The 14,244-nt window shown below is 75.0% G+C and carries 16 protein-coding genes; 10 read left to right on the top strand and 6 right to left on the bottom strand.

The features are described from left to right. Positions 1–57 precede the first annotated feature (57 nt). The gene (locus tag AC0IVP_RS15805; RefSeq protein ID WP_471757734.1) at positions 58–912 is read right to left on the bottom strand and encodes an LON peptidase substrate-binding domain-containing protein; all 855 of its coding nucleotides are present in this window, start codon (positions 910–912) and stop codon (positions 58–60) included. A 90-nt stretch (positions 913–1,002) separates the two neighbouring features. Between AC0IVP_RS15805 and hisD the strand changes: the two genes are divergently transcribed. From hisD to AC0IVP_RS15785, 4 genes are read left to right on the top strand one after another with little or no spacing between them, the layout of a single operon-like run. After that, a complete protein-coding gene (gene hisD, locus AC0IVP_RS15800) occupies positions 1,003–2,304 on the top strand; it encodes a histidinol dehydrogenase (protein ID WP_056299333.1) in 1,302 nt (433 codons plus the stop codon). Continuing rightward, a complete protein-coding gene (locus AC0IVP_RS15795) occupies positions 2,301–3,407 on the top strand; it encodes a histidinol-phosphate transaminase (protein ID WP_056299335.1) in 1,107 nt (368 codons plus the stop codon). Before hisD ends, AC0IVP_RS15795 begins: the two co-directional genes overlap by 4 nt. A 5-nt stretch (positions 3,408–3,412) precedes the next feature. Next, entirely contained in the window at positions 3,413–4,009 is a 597-nt protein-coding gene (gene hisB, locus AC0IVP_RS15790; RefSeq protein ID WP_471757732.1) for an imidazoleglycerol-phosphate dehydratase HisB, read from the top strand. Further along, a complete protein-coding gene (locus tag AC0IVP_RS15785; RefSeq protein WP_471757730.1) occupies positions 4,010–4,186 on the top strand; it encodes a hypothetical protein in 177 nt (58 codons plus the stop codon). Here AC0IVP_RS15785 and AC0IVP_RS15780 read toward each other — a convergent pair. Together AC0IVP_RS15780 and AC0IVP_RS15775 are read right to left on the bottom strand one after the other, a co-directional pair. Next, complete coding sequence (locus AC0IVP_RS15780; protein ID WP_056299339.1) at positions 4,180–4,536, bottom strand: MerR family transcriptional regulator; 357 nt, start codon at positions 4,534–4,536, stop codon at positions 4,180–4,182. The genes AC0IVP_RS15785 and AC0IVP_RS15780 overlap by 7 nt on opposite strands. Beyond that, entirely contained in the window at positions 4,536–6,023 is a 1,488-nt protein-coding gene (locus AC0IVP_RS15775) for a SulP family inorganic anion transporter (protein ID WP_471757728.1), read from the bottom strand. Before AC0IVP_RS15775 ends, AC0IVP_RS15780 begins: the two co-directional genes overlap by 1 nt. A gap of 93 nt (positions 6,024–6,116) precedes the next feature. Here AC0IVP_RS15775 and AC0IVP_RS15770 point away from each other — a divergent pair, with 93 nt between their 5' ends. From AC0IVP_RS15770 to AC0IVP_RS15760, 3 genes are all read left to right on the top strand, one after another. Continuing rightward, positions 6,117–6,683 carry a nucleotidyltransferase family protein gene (locus tag AC0IVP_RS15770; protein WP_471757726.1) on the top strand — a complete coding sequence of 189 codons (567 nt, stop codon included), beginning with the start codon at positions 6,117–6,119 and terminating at the stop codon, positions 6,681–6,683. Positions 6,684–6,720: 37 nt separating this feature from the next. Continuing rightward, positions 6,721–7,353, top strand: a complete 633-nt coding sequence (gene hisH, locus AC0IVP_RS15765) for an imidazole glycerol phosphate synthase subunit HisH (protein ID WP_056299347.1) — start codon at positions 6,721–6,723, stop codon at positions 7,351–7,353. A gap of 68 nt (positions 7,354–7,421) precedes the next feature. Beyond that, complete coding sequence (locus AC0IVP_RS15760) at positions 7,422–9,701, top strand: M28 family peptidase (RefSeq protein WP_471757724.1); 2,280 nt, start codon at positions 7,422–7,424, stop codon at positions 9,699–9,701. 6 nt (positions 9,702–9,707) lie between these two features. Here AC0IVP_RS15760 and AC0IVP_RS15755 read toward each other — a convergent pair whose 3' ends face one another. Further along, entirely contained in the window at positions 9,708–10,799 is a 1,092-nt protein-coding gene (locus tag AC0IVP_RS15755) for a molybdopterin-dependent oxidoreductase (protein WP_471757722.1), read from the bottom strand. A gap of 23 nt (positions 10,800–10,822) precedes the next feature. Then, complete coding sequence (locus AC0IVP_RS15750) at positions 10,823–11,422, bottom strand: nitroreductase family protein (RefSeq protein ID WP_056299356.1); 600 nt, start codon at positions 11,420–11,422, stop codon at positions 10,823–10,825. 62 nt (positions 11,423–11,484) lie between these two features. Here AC0IVP_RS15750 and priA point away from each other — a divergent pair, with 62 nt between their 5' ends. From priA to hisF, 3 genes are read left to right on the top strand one after another with little or no spacing between them, the layout of a single operon-like run. Continuing rightward, positions 11,485–12,222 (top strand): bifunctional 1-(5-phosphoribosyl)-5-((5-phosphoribosylamino)methylideneamino)imidazole-4-carboxamide isomerase/phosphoribosylanthranilate isomerase PriA, encoded by a 738-nt coding sequence (priA, locus tag AC0IVP_RS15745; protein ID WP_056299789.1) that lies wholly within the window; start codon positions 11,485–11,487, stop codon positions 12,220–12,222. Then, positions 12,219–12,602: a RidA family protein gene (locus AC0IVP_RS15740; protein WP_056299359.1), complete on the top strand. Its 384-nt coding sequence runs from the start codon at positions 12,219–12,221 to the stop codon at positions 12,600–12,602. The genes priA and AC0IVP_RS15740 overlap by 4 nt, the downstream gene beginning before the upstream one ends. Next, complete coding sequence (gene hisF, locus AC0IVP_RS15735) at positions 12,599–13,396, top strand: imidazole glycerol phosphate synthase subunit HisF (RefSeq protein WP_471757720.1); 798 nt, start codon at positions 12,599–12,601, stop codon at positions 13,394–13,396. Before AC0IVP_RS15740 ends, hisF begins: the two co-directional genes overlap by 4 nt. 69 nt (positions 13,397–13,465) lie before the next feature. On the opposite strand, the gene AC0IVP_RS15730 is transcribed toward hisF, so the two are convergent. Next, a complete protein-coding gene (locus tag AC0IVP_RS15730) occupies positions 13,466–14,071 on the bottom strand; it encodes a TIGR03085 family metal-binding protein (RefSeq protein WP_056299365.1) in 606 nt (201 codons plus the stop codon). Between the last annotated feature and the right edge of the window lie 173 nt (positions 14,072–14,244).

The following is a 14,244-nucleotide window of genomic DNA, read 5'->3' as shown; positions in this document are numbered from 1 at the left end:
CCACACCGCCGCGCGACCGTCCGCCGTGCCGAGCGGATCAGACGGCGGGCGCCCGGCTCAGTTCGGGGTCAGGGGTCCGGCGAACTGCTGCAGCGGCACCGGCACCGCGCCCAGCTCGCGCAGGATCGTGAGCTCCCGGCGCAGCAGCCGGGACTCCGCGGCCAGCCGGCGCCGGGTGGCCGACTCGGCCAGCAGCGACTGGCGGTCCTCGGTGGTCAGCAGCGCGGCCGAGGCCACCAGGTAGGACAGCCCGCGGGCGTCGTCGCCGACCTGGCGGAGCAGTGCGGCGGTCTCCGAGCCGGCCTGCCCGAGGTCGTCGTCGCCGTCCAGGCCCAGGTCGGCCAGCAGCTCGGCGTCCTCCTCGTCGTCGGCGTCCAGCCCGCCGCGCAGCGCCGCGACCTCGGTCACGTAGCGGGCGAACAGGTCCGAGACGCTGCGCACCAGCACCGACAGGGAGCCGCGGGCCACCGAGCTGACGACCTCGTCGGAGGCGGTGTCCGGCGGGGTGAGCCCGTCGGCGTCGCCGGCGGCCTCCTCGGCGGCCTCCTCCTCCTGCAGCCACTCGACCTCGGCCTGCAGGTAGGGCGGGTCGTCCCCGACCACGACGTCCAGCAGCCGGAACCGGTCGGCGCCGACCGTGACGATCCGGTAGCCGCCGTCTGCCTGCGGGGTGACCGCCCGCAGCACGGCGGTGCAGCCCACGTCGAAGAGCGCCTCGGCGGGCGCGACGCGTTCGACCTCCCAGCCCTGCCTGATGGCGACGACGCCGAAGGAGCGCGGACGCCGGGGGTCCGTGGAGGACGCCAGGTCGGCGACCAGCCGGCGGTAGCGCGGTTCGAAGATCTGCAGCGGCAGCACGACGCCGGGGAACAGGGGGCTGCTCAACGGGAACAACGGGATCAGCTCGCCCACGGGAGCAGACCCTACGGGTGCACCGGCCGGTGGGCGGCCTCTGCGCGCAACTACCCTGGGACGTCCCGTCCGTCGTCCGAGGAGAACTCCGTGCTCACCCGCATCGACCTGCGTGGATCCGACCTGCCGGGGCTGCGTGAGCTCAGTGGTCTGCTGCCGCGCGCGGCGACCGACATCGACGCCGTGCTGGCCACCGTCCGCCCGCTGTGCGAGGACGTCCGCCTGCGTGGGGCCGTCGCCGTCCGGGAGATCACCGCCCGCCTGGACGGCGTGGACGCCGAGGACTTCGCCGTCCCGCAGTCCGCCCTCGACGAGGCCCTGGCCACCTGCGACCCGGCGCTGCGCGCGGCTCTGGAGGAGGCGGTCCGGCGGGTGCGCAAGGTGCACGCCGACCAGCGCCGCACCGACGTGACCACCGACGTCGTCCCCGGCGGCACGGTGACCGAGCGCTGGGTCCCGGTGCGCCGGGTGGGTCTGTACGTCCCGGGTGGGCTGGCGCCGCTGCTGTCCAGCGTGGTGATGAACGTGGTGCCCGCGCAGATCGCCGGCGTCGAGTCCATCGCGGTGGCCACCCCGCCCCAGCGCGACAACGGCGGGCTGCCCGACGCCGGGGTGCTGGCCGCGTGTGCGCTGCTGGGGGTCACCGAGGTGTACGCCGTCGGTGGAGCCCAGGCGATCGCCGTCTTCGGCTACGGGGCCGGGTCCTGCGAGCCGGTCGACCTGGTCACCGGCCCGGGCAACGTCTACGTCACCGCCGCCAAGCGCCTGCTCCGCGGGCTGATCGGCATCGACAGCGAGGCCGGCCCCACCGAGGTCGCGGTCCTCGCCGACGACACCGCCGACCCGGTGCACGTCGCCGCCGACCTGATCAGCCAGGCCGAGCACGACCCGCTGGCCGGCGCCGTGCTGGTCACCACCAGCGAGGCCCTCGCCGACGCCGTGCTCGAGCTGGTGCCCGGTCAGGTGGCGGCCACCAAGCACTCCGACCGGATCGACACCGCCCTCGCCGGCGCCCAGTCCGGCGTCGTCCTGGTCGACGACCTGGAGGCCGGCCTGGCCGTCGTGGACGCCTACGCCGCCGAGCACCTGGAGATCCAGACCCGGGACGCCCGGGCCGTGGCGATGCGGGTCCGCAACGCCGGCGCGGTCTTCGTCGGCCCGTGGTCGCCGGTGAGCCTGGGTGACTACGCCGCCGGGTCCAACCACGTGCTGCCCACCGGCGGGTGCGCGCGGCACTCCAGCGGGCTGTCCGTGCAGACCTTCCTGCGCGGCATCCACCTCATCGAGTACGACGAGGCCGCGCTGGCCGAGATCGCCCCGCACGTCGACGTGCTCGCCCACGCCGAGGACCTGCCCGCGCACGCCGCGGCGGTGGCGGTGCGGCAGCGGTGACCTCGCTCGACGACCTGCCGCTGCGGCCCGAGCTGCGCGGCAAGACGCCCTACGGCGCCCCGCAGGTCCCGGCCGCGCACCGGCTGAACACCAACGAGAACCCGCACCCGCTGCCCGACGGGCTGCTCGCCGACCTCGGCGCGGCCCTGGGGACGGCGGCGCTGGGTCTCAACCGCTACCCCGACCGGGACGCGATCGCGCTGCGCACCGACCTGGCCACCTACCTGACCCGGGTGTCGGGGGAGACGGTGGAGGTCCCGCAGGTGTGGGCGGCCAACGGCTCCAACGAGATCCTGCAGCAGGTGCTGCAGACCTTCGGCGGCGCCGGCCGCACGGCCCTGGGCTTCACCCCGTCCTACTCGATGCACCCGCTCATCACCGCCTCCACCGGCGGGTCCTGGGTCGACGGGCACCGCCGGGCGGACTTCACGATCGACGTCGACGAGGCCGTCGCGCAGGTCCGCGAGGTGCGGCCCGACGTCGTCTTCGTCACCAGCCCGAACAACCCGACCGGCACCGCGGTCGCGCTGGACACGGTCACCGCCCTGTACGAGGTGACCGAGGGCGTGCTCGTGGTAGACGAGGCCTACGCCGAGTTCGCCCGGCCGGGCACGCCGTCCGCGCTGAGCCTGCTGCCCGGCCGCCCCCGGCTGGTCGTCAGCCGCACGATGAGCAAGGCGTTCGGGATGGCCGGGCTGCGGCTGGGCTACCTGGCCGCGGACCCCGCGGTCGTCGACGCGCTGCAGCTGGTGCGGCTGCCCTACCACCTGTCCAGCCTGACCCAGGCTGCGGCGCGGGCCGCGCTGGCGCACACGGACGAGCTGCTGGCCACGGTGGACGCCGTCAAGCACGAGCGGGACCGGATCGTGGCGGCCATGCCGGGGCTGGGCCTGACCACCGTGCCCAGCGACGCCAACTTCGTGCTCTTCGGCGGCTTCCCGGACGCCCCCGCCGTCTGGCAGTCGATGCTCGACCGGGGGGTGCTGGTCCGCGACGTGGGGCTGCCCGGCTGGCTGCGGGTGACCGCCGGCACCGCCGAGGAGACCGACGCCTTCCTCACCGCCCTGGGTGAGGTCGTCGCCGAGCACGGCCTGGGAGGATGACGACCATGACCCGCACCGCGCGCGTGGAGCGCACCACCAAAGAGACGACCCTCGTGGTCGAGGTGGACCTGGACGGCACCGGCAAGGGCGACATCGCCACCGGTGTCGGCTTCTACGACCACATGCTCACCGCGCTGTCCAAGCACAGCGGCATCGACCTGACGGTCCGTGCCGACGGCGACCTGCACATCGACGCCCACCACACCGTCGAGGACGTCGCCATCGCCCTGGGTCAGGCCTTCGCCGAGGCGCTCGGGGACAAGCGCGGCATCACCCGCTACGGCGACGCCACGATCCCGATGGACGAGGTGCTGGTGCAGGCCGCCGTCGACCTGTCAGGCCGGCCGTACTTCGTGCACGCCGAGCCCGAGGGCATGACCCCGATGATCGGCCCGGACTACCCGACGTCGCTGACCAAGCACGTGCTGGAGAGCTTCGCGTTCAACGCCCGCATCTCGCTGCACGTGCGGGTGCTCTACGCCGGCCGGGACGCCCACCACATCGTGGAGGGCCAGTTCAAGGCCCTGGCCCGGGCGCTGCGCACCGCGGTGGCCCTGGACCCCCGCGTCACCGACGTGCCCAGCACCAAGGGCGCCCTCTAAGTGGGTTTCGCCTCCGGGCTGATCGTCATCGGCTGTTTCCTGCTGGGCGGCGCCTGGTCGATGTTCAAGGCCAACGACCCGGAGAACGGCCGCACGGGCGGACAGTGGTCCGTCGTCGTCGTGCTGCTCGTCGCGGCCGGGCTGGCCATCGCCTCGGGCGTGCTGCGCTACTACTGAGGGGCAGCGCCGAGCCGGCTCGCGAAGGCCTCCGCGGTCTCCAGCTGGCGGCGCAGGCCGGCGACCCGCTCGGCCGCGGCCTCCCGGAAGGCGGCCAGCCGGTCGGGTGGGCCGCCGGCGTCCAGCACCTCCAGCAGCTCACGCATCTCCTCCAGGGAGAACCCCAGCGGCTTCATCTGCATGATCACCCGCAGCCGCTCGACGTCGGTCTCGACGTACAGCCGGAAGCCGCCGTCCGAGCGGGCCGAGGGGACGGCGAGGCCGACCTCCTCGTAGTGGCGGATGGTCCGCAGCGACAGCCCGATCCGCTCGGCGACCTCGCCGATCTGCATGGTGCCCGGCTCGCGCATCAGTGCCCGCCGCCCAGCCGGCCAGCCAGCCGCTGGTGGTAGTGCCCGGTCTCGTCGGTGAGCCCGACGATCTCCACCGTCGTCCCGCGGGTGGCGTACTTGTGCTCGATCGCATCGAGGACGGCGACGCTGGAGGCGTCCCACACGTGGGCGCCGGTGAGGTCGACGACGACGCGGGCGGGGTCGGAGGCGTAGTCGAACTGGCCGACCAGGTCGTTGGTGGAGGCGAAGAAGAGCGCCCCGCGGACGACGTAGGTGCGTGCGCCGTCGACGACGTCCCCACCGGTGACGGTGACCAGGTGCGCGACCCGGCGGGCGAAGAGGACGCAGGCGGTGAGCACGCCGACGCCGACGCCGATGGCCAGGTTGTCGGTGGCCAGCACGACGGCGACGGTCACCAGCATCACCGCGGTCTCGCTGCGGGGCATGCGGTGGATGGTGCGCAGGCTGTGCCAGTCGAAGGTCGCGATGGAGACGAAGACCATGACGGCGACCAGGGCGGCCATCGGGATCACCGCGACGAGGTCGCCGAGGACGAGGACCAGGACCAGCAGGAACACCCCGGCCAGGAACGTGGAGACCCGGGTCCGTGCGCCGGAGCGGACGTTGATCATGGTCTGGCCGATCATGGCGCAGCCGCCCATGCCGCCGGAGAAGCCGGTGACGAGGTTGGCGATGCCCTGGCCGACCGACTCGCGGGTCTTGGAGGAGGGGGTGTCGGTGATCTCGTCGACGAGCTTGGCGGTCATCAGCGACTCCATCAGCCCGACCAGGGCGATGCCCAGCGCGTACGGGGCGATGATCGACAGCGTCTCGAAGGAGAACGGCACGTCGGGCAGCAGCAGGCCGGGCAGGCTGGTGGGCAGCTCGCCCTGGTCCCCGACCGTGGGGACGTCGATGCCGGCGGCGACCGCGGCGGCGGTGAGCACCACGATGGCGACCAGCGGGGCCGGGACGACGGTGGTCAGCCGCGGCAACCCGAAGATGATCACGAGTCCGACCGCGGCCATCGGGTAGACCAACCACGGGACGTCGACCAGCTGCGGCACCTGGGCGGCGAAGATCAGGATCGCCAGGGCGTTGACGAAGCCGACCATCACGCTGCGCGGGACGAAGCGCATGAGCCGGGCGACGCCGATCAGGCCGAGCACCACCTGGAGCACCCCGCCCAGCAGCACGGCGGCGATCAGGTACTGCAGGCCGTGCTCGGCGACCAGTGGGGCGATGACCAGCGCGATGGCGCCGGTGGCCGCGGAGACCATGGCCGGGCGCCCGCCGACGACGGCGATGGTGACGGCCATGGTGAAGCTGGCGAACAGCCCGACGCGGGGGTCGACGCCGGCGATGATGGAGAAGCTGATCGCCTCGGGGATGAGGGCGAGGGCCACGACGAGGCCCGCGAGCACCTCGATGCGCAGCTGGCGGGGGTCCTTGAGGGCGGCGAGCCAGCCCGGGGTGCGGGCAGGGCGCAGGGCAGTGGTGGTCATGGCACCGTTCCGGTCGTGGAGCTGGGGGAGTGGGCCGCACCGCGCAGTCGCGGGGCCGAGTCGAGGCGGACCCTACCCTCACGTGAGGGGAGGGTGTCGGACGAGCGGCGGTTCCTGGACCTCGTGCTGGCCGACCCGACCGTCGCCTCGGTGCTGGACCGGGCGGGCGAGCTGGAGCTGCCCGACGCCTGGCTGACCGCCGGGGTGCTCTTCCAGGCGGCCTGGAACGGGCTGGCCGGCCGACCGCCCGGCGCCGGCGTCCGCGACGCCGACCTCTTCTACTTCGACCCCGACCTCTCCTGGGAGGCCGAGGACGCGGTCATCCGGCGGACCGCCACGGTGTTCGCCGGCAGCCCGGTGCCCGTCGAGGTGCGCAACGAGGCCCGGGTGCACCTCTGGTACGCCGACCACTTCGACGCCCCGGCCCCGCGGCCGTTCACCGACTGCCGGGACGCCATCGACCACTTCGCCGCGGTCTGCTGCTGCGTGGGGGTCTCGGTGTCGACCCGCGAGGTGTACGCGCCGCACGGCCTCGCCGACCTCCTCGGCCTCGTCGTCCGGCCGAACCCGGGGAGCCCGGCGGCCCGGCACGTCTACGAGGCCAAGGCCGCCCGCTGGCAGGCGGAGTGGCCCGCCCTGACCGTGCTGCCCTGGGCGTGAGCGCGGCCGGTGGCGCGGGCTGGGTAGCGTGGGAGGGGTGAAGAAGGTCGTCGTCCTGGACTACGGATCGGGCAACCTGCGCTCGGCCGAACGCGCGCTCGCCCGGGTGGGTGCCGACGTGACGGTGACCGCGGACCCGCACGCCGCGATGGAGGCCGACGGTCTCGTCGTCCCCGGGGTGGGCGCCTACGCCGCCTGCATGGCCGGGCTCCGCGCCGTGGACGGCCCCAAGGTCATCGGCAAGCGGCTGGCCGGCGGCCGACCGGTGCTGGGCATCTGCGTGGGCATGCAGGTGCTCTTCGAGCGCGGCGTCGAGCACGGCCAGGACACCGAGGGCTGCGCCGAGTGGCCCGGGGTCGTCGAGGCACTGCAGGCCCCGGTGCTGCCGCACATGGGCTGGAACACCGTGCAGGCCCCCGCGGGCACCCGGCTGTTCGCCGGCATCGAGGACCAGCGCTTCTACTTCGTGCACTCCTACGGCGTCCGGGAGTTCCCGCTGGAGCACGCCGACACCGGGCCGCTGACCCCGCCGGCGGTCACCTGGGCCGAGCACGGCGACCGGTTCGTCGCCGGGGTCGAGAACGGCGCGCTCAGCGCCACCCAGTTCCACCCGGAGAAGTCCGGGGACGCCGGCGCCGCGCTGCTGACCAACTGGCTCGCCACCGTCTGAGCACGGGACGGCGGCGGCGGCGCGGGCCCTAGGGTGACCCGCACCACCACCACGTCCCCGGAGGTCCCGTGCGTCCCGACGGCCTGACCGGCTCGCGGCCGGCGGGGCTCCTCGCCGTCCTGCTGCTGTCCGCGCTCACCCTGCTCGGCGTGCTGTCGGTGCAACCGCCGGACCCCGAGCCGGCGGACGCCCCGGCGACGGGGTTCAGCGCCGCCCGGGCCTTCGAGCAGGTCCGGTGGATCGCGGCCGAGACCCACGTGACCGGCAGCGCGGCCAACGACCGGGTGCGTGAGCGGCTGGTGGACACCCTCACCGACCTGGGCCTCGACGTCCGGGTGCAGGACACGATCGGGATGAACCCCGACGGGCCTGGCGAGGTGGAGGCCGCGCGGGTGCGCAACGTGGTCGCGGTGCTGCCCGGCAGCGACCCCACCGGCCGGCTCTTCCTGGTCGCCCACCACGACTCGGTGGAGACCGGCCCCGGCGGCAACGACGACGCGGCCGGCGTCTCCAGCATCCTGGAGACCGTCCGGGCGCTGACCGAGGGCCCGCAGCTGCGCAACGACGTGGTCGTGGTCCTCACCGATGCCGAGGAGGCCTGCCTCTGCGGCGCGGAGGCCTTCGTCTCCCGGGACGAGCTGGCCCGCGACGGCGGGGTGGTGCTCAACAACGAGGCCCGCGGCACCGGCGGCCCGCCCGTCACCTTCGAGACCTCGCTGGGCAACAGCGCGCTGGCCGGGGTGTACGGCGAGACCGCCGTGCACCCGGTCGCGACCAGCTTCGCCGTCGAGGTCTACCGGCTGCTGCCCAACGACACCGACTTCTCCCCGTTCCTGGACGCCGGCCGGTTCACCGGGCTCAACACGGCCTGGATCGACGGGTCCGCGGCCTACCACACCGCCCAGGACACCCCGGCCTCGATGGACACCGGCAGCCTGCAGGCGATGGGGGACAACACCCTCGCCCTGGCCCGGTCGCTGGGGGCCGCCGACCTGGACGACCTGGGGCGGCCGTCGGCGTCGGACGCCACCTACTTCCCGGTGCTCGGGCAGCTGGTGTCCCTGCCCGGCTGGTCGGTGTGGCCGCTGGCCGGGGGAGCGGCGGTCGCCGTCCTCGCGCTGGGTCTGGTCGCCCACCGCCGGGGGACGACGACCACCCCGCGCCTGCTGCTGGGCGCCGCGGCCGGGCTGGTCCCGCTGGTGCTGGCCCCGCTGGCCGCACAGGGGCTGTGGGCCCTGCTGGTCGCCGTCCGGCCGGGCTACGCCGGGATGACCGACCCGTGGCAGCCGGGCTGGTACCGGGCCGGCGTCGTCGCGCTGGTGCTGGCCGTGCTGCTCACCTGGTACGTGCTGCTGCGCCGGCGGCTGGGCGCCGTCACGCTGGCGGTGGGCGGCCTGGTCTGGCTGGCCGTGCTCGGCCTGGTGCTGGCCGCGCTGGCCCCGGGTGGCTCCTACCTGGCCGCGGTGCCCGCGCTGGCGGCCGCGGTCGCCGGCTTGGTCGCCCTGCTCGCCCCCCGGCTGGCGCTGCCCGCGCTCGTGGTCGGCGGCGCCGTCGGGGTGCTGGTGCTCGCGCCCACCGTCGTGCTCTTCTTCCCGGCGCTGGGCCTGGCCACCGGCGGCGCGCCCGCGTTGTTCGCCGTGCTGCTCGGTCTGGCGCTGCTGCCGGTGCTGGAGCTGCTCCTCCCCCGGGAGCGCCGCGGTCTGCCGGTGCCGCTGACCGCCCTGGTGGCGGCCGTCGCGCTGGTGGTCACCGGGCTGGTCGTCGACCGGTTCGACGCCGCCCGTCCGATCCCGACGCAGCTGATGTACGCCCTGGACGCCGACACCGGCCAGGCCTGGTGGGTGTCCACCGAGGTGAGCCCGCAGGACTGGACGCGCGCCTACCTGGACGGGAGCCAGGCCGACCTGGCAGAGGCGTTCCCGGTGCTGCCGGAGGGCGCGGCCACCGGGCCCGCCCAGGCCGCGGACCTGCCCGCGCCCGAGGTCACCGCCGTGCGGGACGGGGACGAGGTCACCGTTCGGATCGCCCCGCGGCGCGACGCCCGGCTGGTCGTGCTCCGGCTGGCGGGGGTCACCTCGGTGGACGCCGCGGCCGTCGAGGGCCGCGACGTCCCCGCGGAGTCCCTGGGCGCCGACCACCTCACGGTCACCGTGCACGCCCCGCCCGCCGACGGCGTGGACGTGGTCCTCCGGGTGACCGGTGCAGGCCCGGTGACGGTGCGGGCCGTCGACGGCAGCGACGGCATCGGCGAACTGCCCGGCTTCGTGGCCCGGCCCGACGACGTCGGGGTGGCCGGGTCGCACACCTCGGACCTGCTCGTCGTCGGCACGACCGTCACCGTGGACTGACGGCCCTCACTGCAGCGGGAACGGGGGCTGCAGCCACCACGGGGACTCGACCAGCTCCACCTTCGTCACCCACTTGACCCACCAGACGCCGCGCCGGTCCGGGGCGACCAGGCGGACCGGGGCGCCGTGCCCGACCGACAGCGGCCGACCGGCGGCCGAGGTGGCCAGCAGGGTGGTGGTCGCGTCCCGGACCGGGATGCGCCGCCGGTAGCCGGTCACCGAGGTGACCTCGATGCTGTGGCCGGCGTCGGTGAGGACGTCGGCGCCGAACCGGTCGGTGAACAGCCGCGCCAGGGTGGTGCCGCCCCAGTCCTGGGTGGCGTACCAGCCGCCGGTGCAGTCCAGCAGGGCCCGAACCGTGTCCTGCCCGGCGAGGTCGGCGACGGCGACCCGCTCGCTGCGCCCACCGGCGACGACCTGGACGTCCGTGCCCACCGACTGCGGCACGGTGTCGCTGGCCCACTGGGTGACCGGCATGGCGGTGGGCTCGTCGGTCCCGCGCTCCAGGGAGCCGGTGCCCCGACGGTCAGCGCCCGGGGTGCCGGTGGCCCGCCAGACCGCCTCGCCGGCGCCCCACAGCGCCAGCGACCCGGCAGCCAGGGCGCCGGTGCGCACCAACACCCGCCGGTCCAGGTCGGTGGGGCGCGGGCGCTGGTGTCGGCCCCACACGTGCGCCACGAGGACGACGACCAGCACGATCGTGGCGCCCACGTGCACCTGCAACGCGGCGACCGGGGTGCCCGAGGTCGCCCAGATGCCGGCCGCGCCGGCGGAGTGCAGCACGCCGCTGACCAGCACCACGGCGACCAGACCGGTCAACCACCAGGCCGCCGACGGGGCCCGCAGGACCGCCGGACGACGCCGGGCGCGGCGGACCACGACGGTCTTCCAGGGCAGGAGCAGCAGCATGCCCAGCCCGGCGGCGCCGTGCGCGACGGCGGTGACCCGGCCGGCGGTCGGCGTCCCGACGGCGAAGCCGAGCACCCCGGTGCCGCCGGCGACCAGCAGCAGGCCCAGCAGTGCCAGGTTGGTGCGCCGGCCGGCCCGGGCCGGCAGGGCGCGGGTCCAGCCGGAGCTGCCCGTCCCGTCGTTGTCCACCGGCCCAGTGTGCGCAGGTCGGCTCACCAGCGGCCGCGGTGCACGACCTCGTCGGTCCCGCGCCGCCCCCGGCGCAGTGACGGTGAGCGCCGGTCGTCGGGGCCGGGGTACCCGATGGAGAGGCACCCGACGGGGGAGTGGGCGTCCGGGACGCCGAACGCCGCCCGCAGGCCCGCGACCCGCTCGGGCGGCACCCCGAAGAAGCAGGCGCCCAGGCCCTCGTCCACCGCGGTGAGCAGCATCAGCAGGGAGGCCATGCCGGTGTCCACGTCCCAGTACGGGACCGGCCAGCGGGACTCGTCCCGGTCGGTCCAGCCCTTGTCCGGTTCGGCGTACCGGTCCAGGTAGGCGGCCTTGTGGCTGAACGGGACCACCAGCAGCGGGGCCCGGCGCATCCGGGTCAGCCAGCCGTCGGGTGTGCCGGCGCCGGTGGTCGCGGCCCAGAAGGCGTCCCGTTCGGCGGCGCTCTCCAGCACCAGGAAGGCCCAGCCCTGGCTGAACCCGGCACTGGGCGCCCGGATCGCGTGTTCGAGCAGCCGGTCCCGCACCTCGGGCGGCACCGGGCGGTCCGGGTCGTAGTCACGGACCATCCGGCGGCGGCGCACGACTTCGCTGAACTCCACACCCCGGGACCCTGCCCGACAGGTCCGACAGTCGTGTCGGAGGGCTTCCCTAGGCTGTGCACGTGCCCACGCTGCAGCTCCTGCCCGCCGTCGACGTCGCCGACGGCCTCGCCGTCCGTCTGGTCCAGGGGGAGGCCGGCAGCGAGACCTCCTACGGCGACCCGCTGGAGGCCGCCCGCACCTGGCAGCGCGACGGTGCGCAGTGGGTGCACCTGGTCGACCTGGACGCCGCCTTCGGCCGCGGCTCCAACCGCGACCTGCTCGCCCGCGTCGTCGGCGAGCTCGACGTGGACGTGGAGCTCTCCGGCGGCATCCGCGACGACGCCTCCTTGGAGGCCGCGCTGGCCACCGGCTGCCGCCGGGTCAACCTGGGCACCGCCGCGCTGGAGAGCCCCGAGTGGTGCGCCCGGGCGATCGCCGAGCACGGCGACCGGATCGCCGTCGGCCTCGACGTGCGCGGCACCCGGCTGGCCGCCCGCGGCTGGACCCGCGAGGGCGGTGAGCTGTACGAGACCCTCGCCCGCCTGGACGCCGAGGGCTGCGCCCGCTACGTCGTCACCGACATCACCAAGGACGGCACGCTGAAGGGCCCGAACCTGGACCTGCTGCGCGAGGTCTGCGCCGCCACCGACCGCCCGGTGATCGCCTCCGGTGGGGTGTCCTCGCTGGCCGACATCCGCGCGCTGGCCGGGCTGGCCGACATCGGCGTCGAGGGCGCCATCGTGGGCAAGGCCCTGTACGCGGGGCAGTTCACGCTGCCCGAGGCGCTCGCGCTGACCGCCGAGGTCGCACCGGCGTGAGCGTGCAGCGGCTGGGCTCCGGCAGCCCGTGGGAGGACGTCGTCGGCTACTCCCGCGTGGTCCGGGCCGGCGAGCTGGTGTGGGTCAGCGGCACCACCGGCACCCGGGACGGCGTCCTGGTCGAGGGCGGGGCCGCCGAGCAGACCCGGCAGGCGCTGGCCAACGTGGTGGCCGCCCTGGAGCGGGTCGGTGCGAGCGCGGCCGACGTGGTCCGCACGAGGCTGTACGTCACCGACATCGCGCAGTGGGGGGAGGTCGGACGGGTGCACGGGGAGTTCTTCGGCGCCGCCCGGCCGGCCACCGCGATGGTGGAGGTCAGCGCGCTGATCGACCCGGCGATGCTCGTCGAGGTCGAGGCGGACGCCTGGGTGGCCCCGTGAGCCTGGCCGTGCGGGTCATCCCGTGCCTGGACGTCGACGCCGGCCGGGTGGTCAAGGGCGTGAACTTCGTCGACCTGCGCGACGCCGGCGACCCGGTGGAGATGGCCCGGGTCTACGACGCCGAGGGCGCCGACGAGCTGACCTTCCTGGACATCACCGCCTCCTCGGGGGACCGGGCCACCACCTACGACGTGGTGCGCCGGACCGCCGAGAGCGTCTTCATCCCGCTCACCGTCGGCGGTGGCGTGCGCAGCCCCGACGACGTGGACAAGCTGCTGCGGGCCGGCGCGGACAAGGTCGCGGTCAACACCGCCGCCGTCGCCCGGCCGGAGCTGATCAGCGAGATCGCCGACCGCTACGGCAACCAGGTGCTGGTGCTCTCGTTGGACGCCCGCCGGTGCCAGGACGGCGCGGTCACCGACTCCGGCTTCGAGATCACCACCCACGGCGGGCGCCGCGGCACCGGCCGGGACGCCGTCGAGTGGGTCGTCGAGGCCGCTCGGCTGGGGGTCGGTGAGGTGCTGCTCAACTCGATGGACGCCGACGGCACCCGCGCCGGCTTCGACACCGAGCTGATCAGGGCGGTCCGCCGTGAGGTGACCGTGCCGGTCATCGCCAGCGGGGGAGCAGGCTCGGTCGACCACTTCGCCCCGGCCGTGGAGGCCGGCGCCGACGCGGTGCTGGCCGCCAGCGTCTTCCACTTCGGCGACATGCGGATCGGCGACGTCAAGCAGGCCCTCGATGCCGCCGGCGTCCCGATCCGGCACGAGGCCGACCGGCCGCTGCGCGACTGAACCCGGCGCCGGGTCAACACGTCGACACCTCGACAGGACGACCCGACACCCGAGGACCGGGGTGCCCGTTCAGGCCCGGGTGACCTCCACCCGCGCCACGGCATCCCGGCCACCGGCCCACAGCAGCAGCTCCAGCGGCTCGCCGGTCACCGTGGTCAGCGGCTGCCCCGACCGCACGGTCCTGGACGCCCCGGTGTCGCTGCGGCGCAGTTCGAGACCGCCCTCGTGGGAGCGGGTCCGGGCCATGAAGCCGACCTGGCCCCACAGGACGTCCTGCGCCGAGCGGGGCAGGGCGCGCGGGGTCCAGTCGGGCTGGGCCCGTCGGACGTCCTCGTGGTGGACCGTCATCTCGGCGGTGTTGAGCACCGCGTCGACCGGGCCCCACGCCGTCGGCAGCAGGGCCGGCGGGCCGCTGCGCAGCTTCTCCAGCAGCTCCGGCCACGGCGTCTCCAGCTTCGTGCGGGCCGCGACCCGCTCGGTCCAGCGACCGAACGGCCCGCCGAGGACGGCGCCGGGGGCGGTGTCGGGACGCCGGTCCCGGATGACGAGGTGGGTGGCCAGGTCGGCGGTCGTCCAGCCCTCGCAGCAGGTGGGTCGGTCGGGGCCCAGCTCGGTGAGCAGGTCGGCGAGCGCGGCGCGCTCGGTCCGGGACAGGGGTGCGGGGGAGTCGCTCACCAGCCCGTTCTACCGGGTCGGTCGGCGCCGGGCGCGGGGAACGAAAAGCGCGTAGCCGAGGTAAGGACCCCGAGTAGGCTCAGCCGACACCCAGCAGCACCACCCGAGGGAGACGCGTGCCCCCGCGCAGCACCAGTCCCGCCCCCGCTCCCGCCCCGGAGCAGGTCACCACC

Source organism: Klenkia sp. AC732, from assembly GCF_979256525.1.
This window is presented reverse-complemented; position numbering and strand designations above follow the sequence as displayed.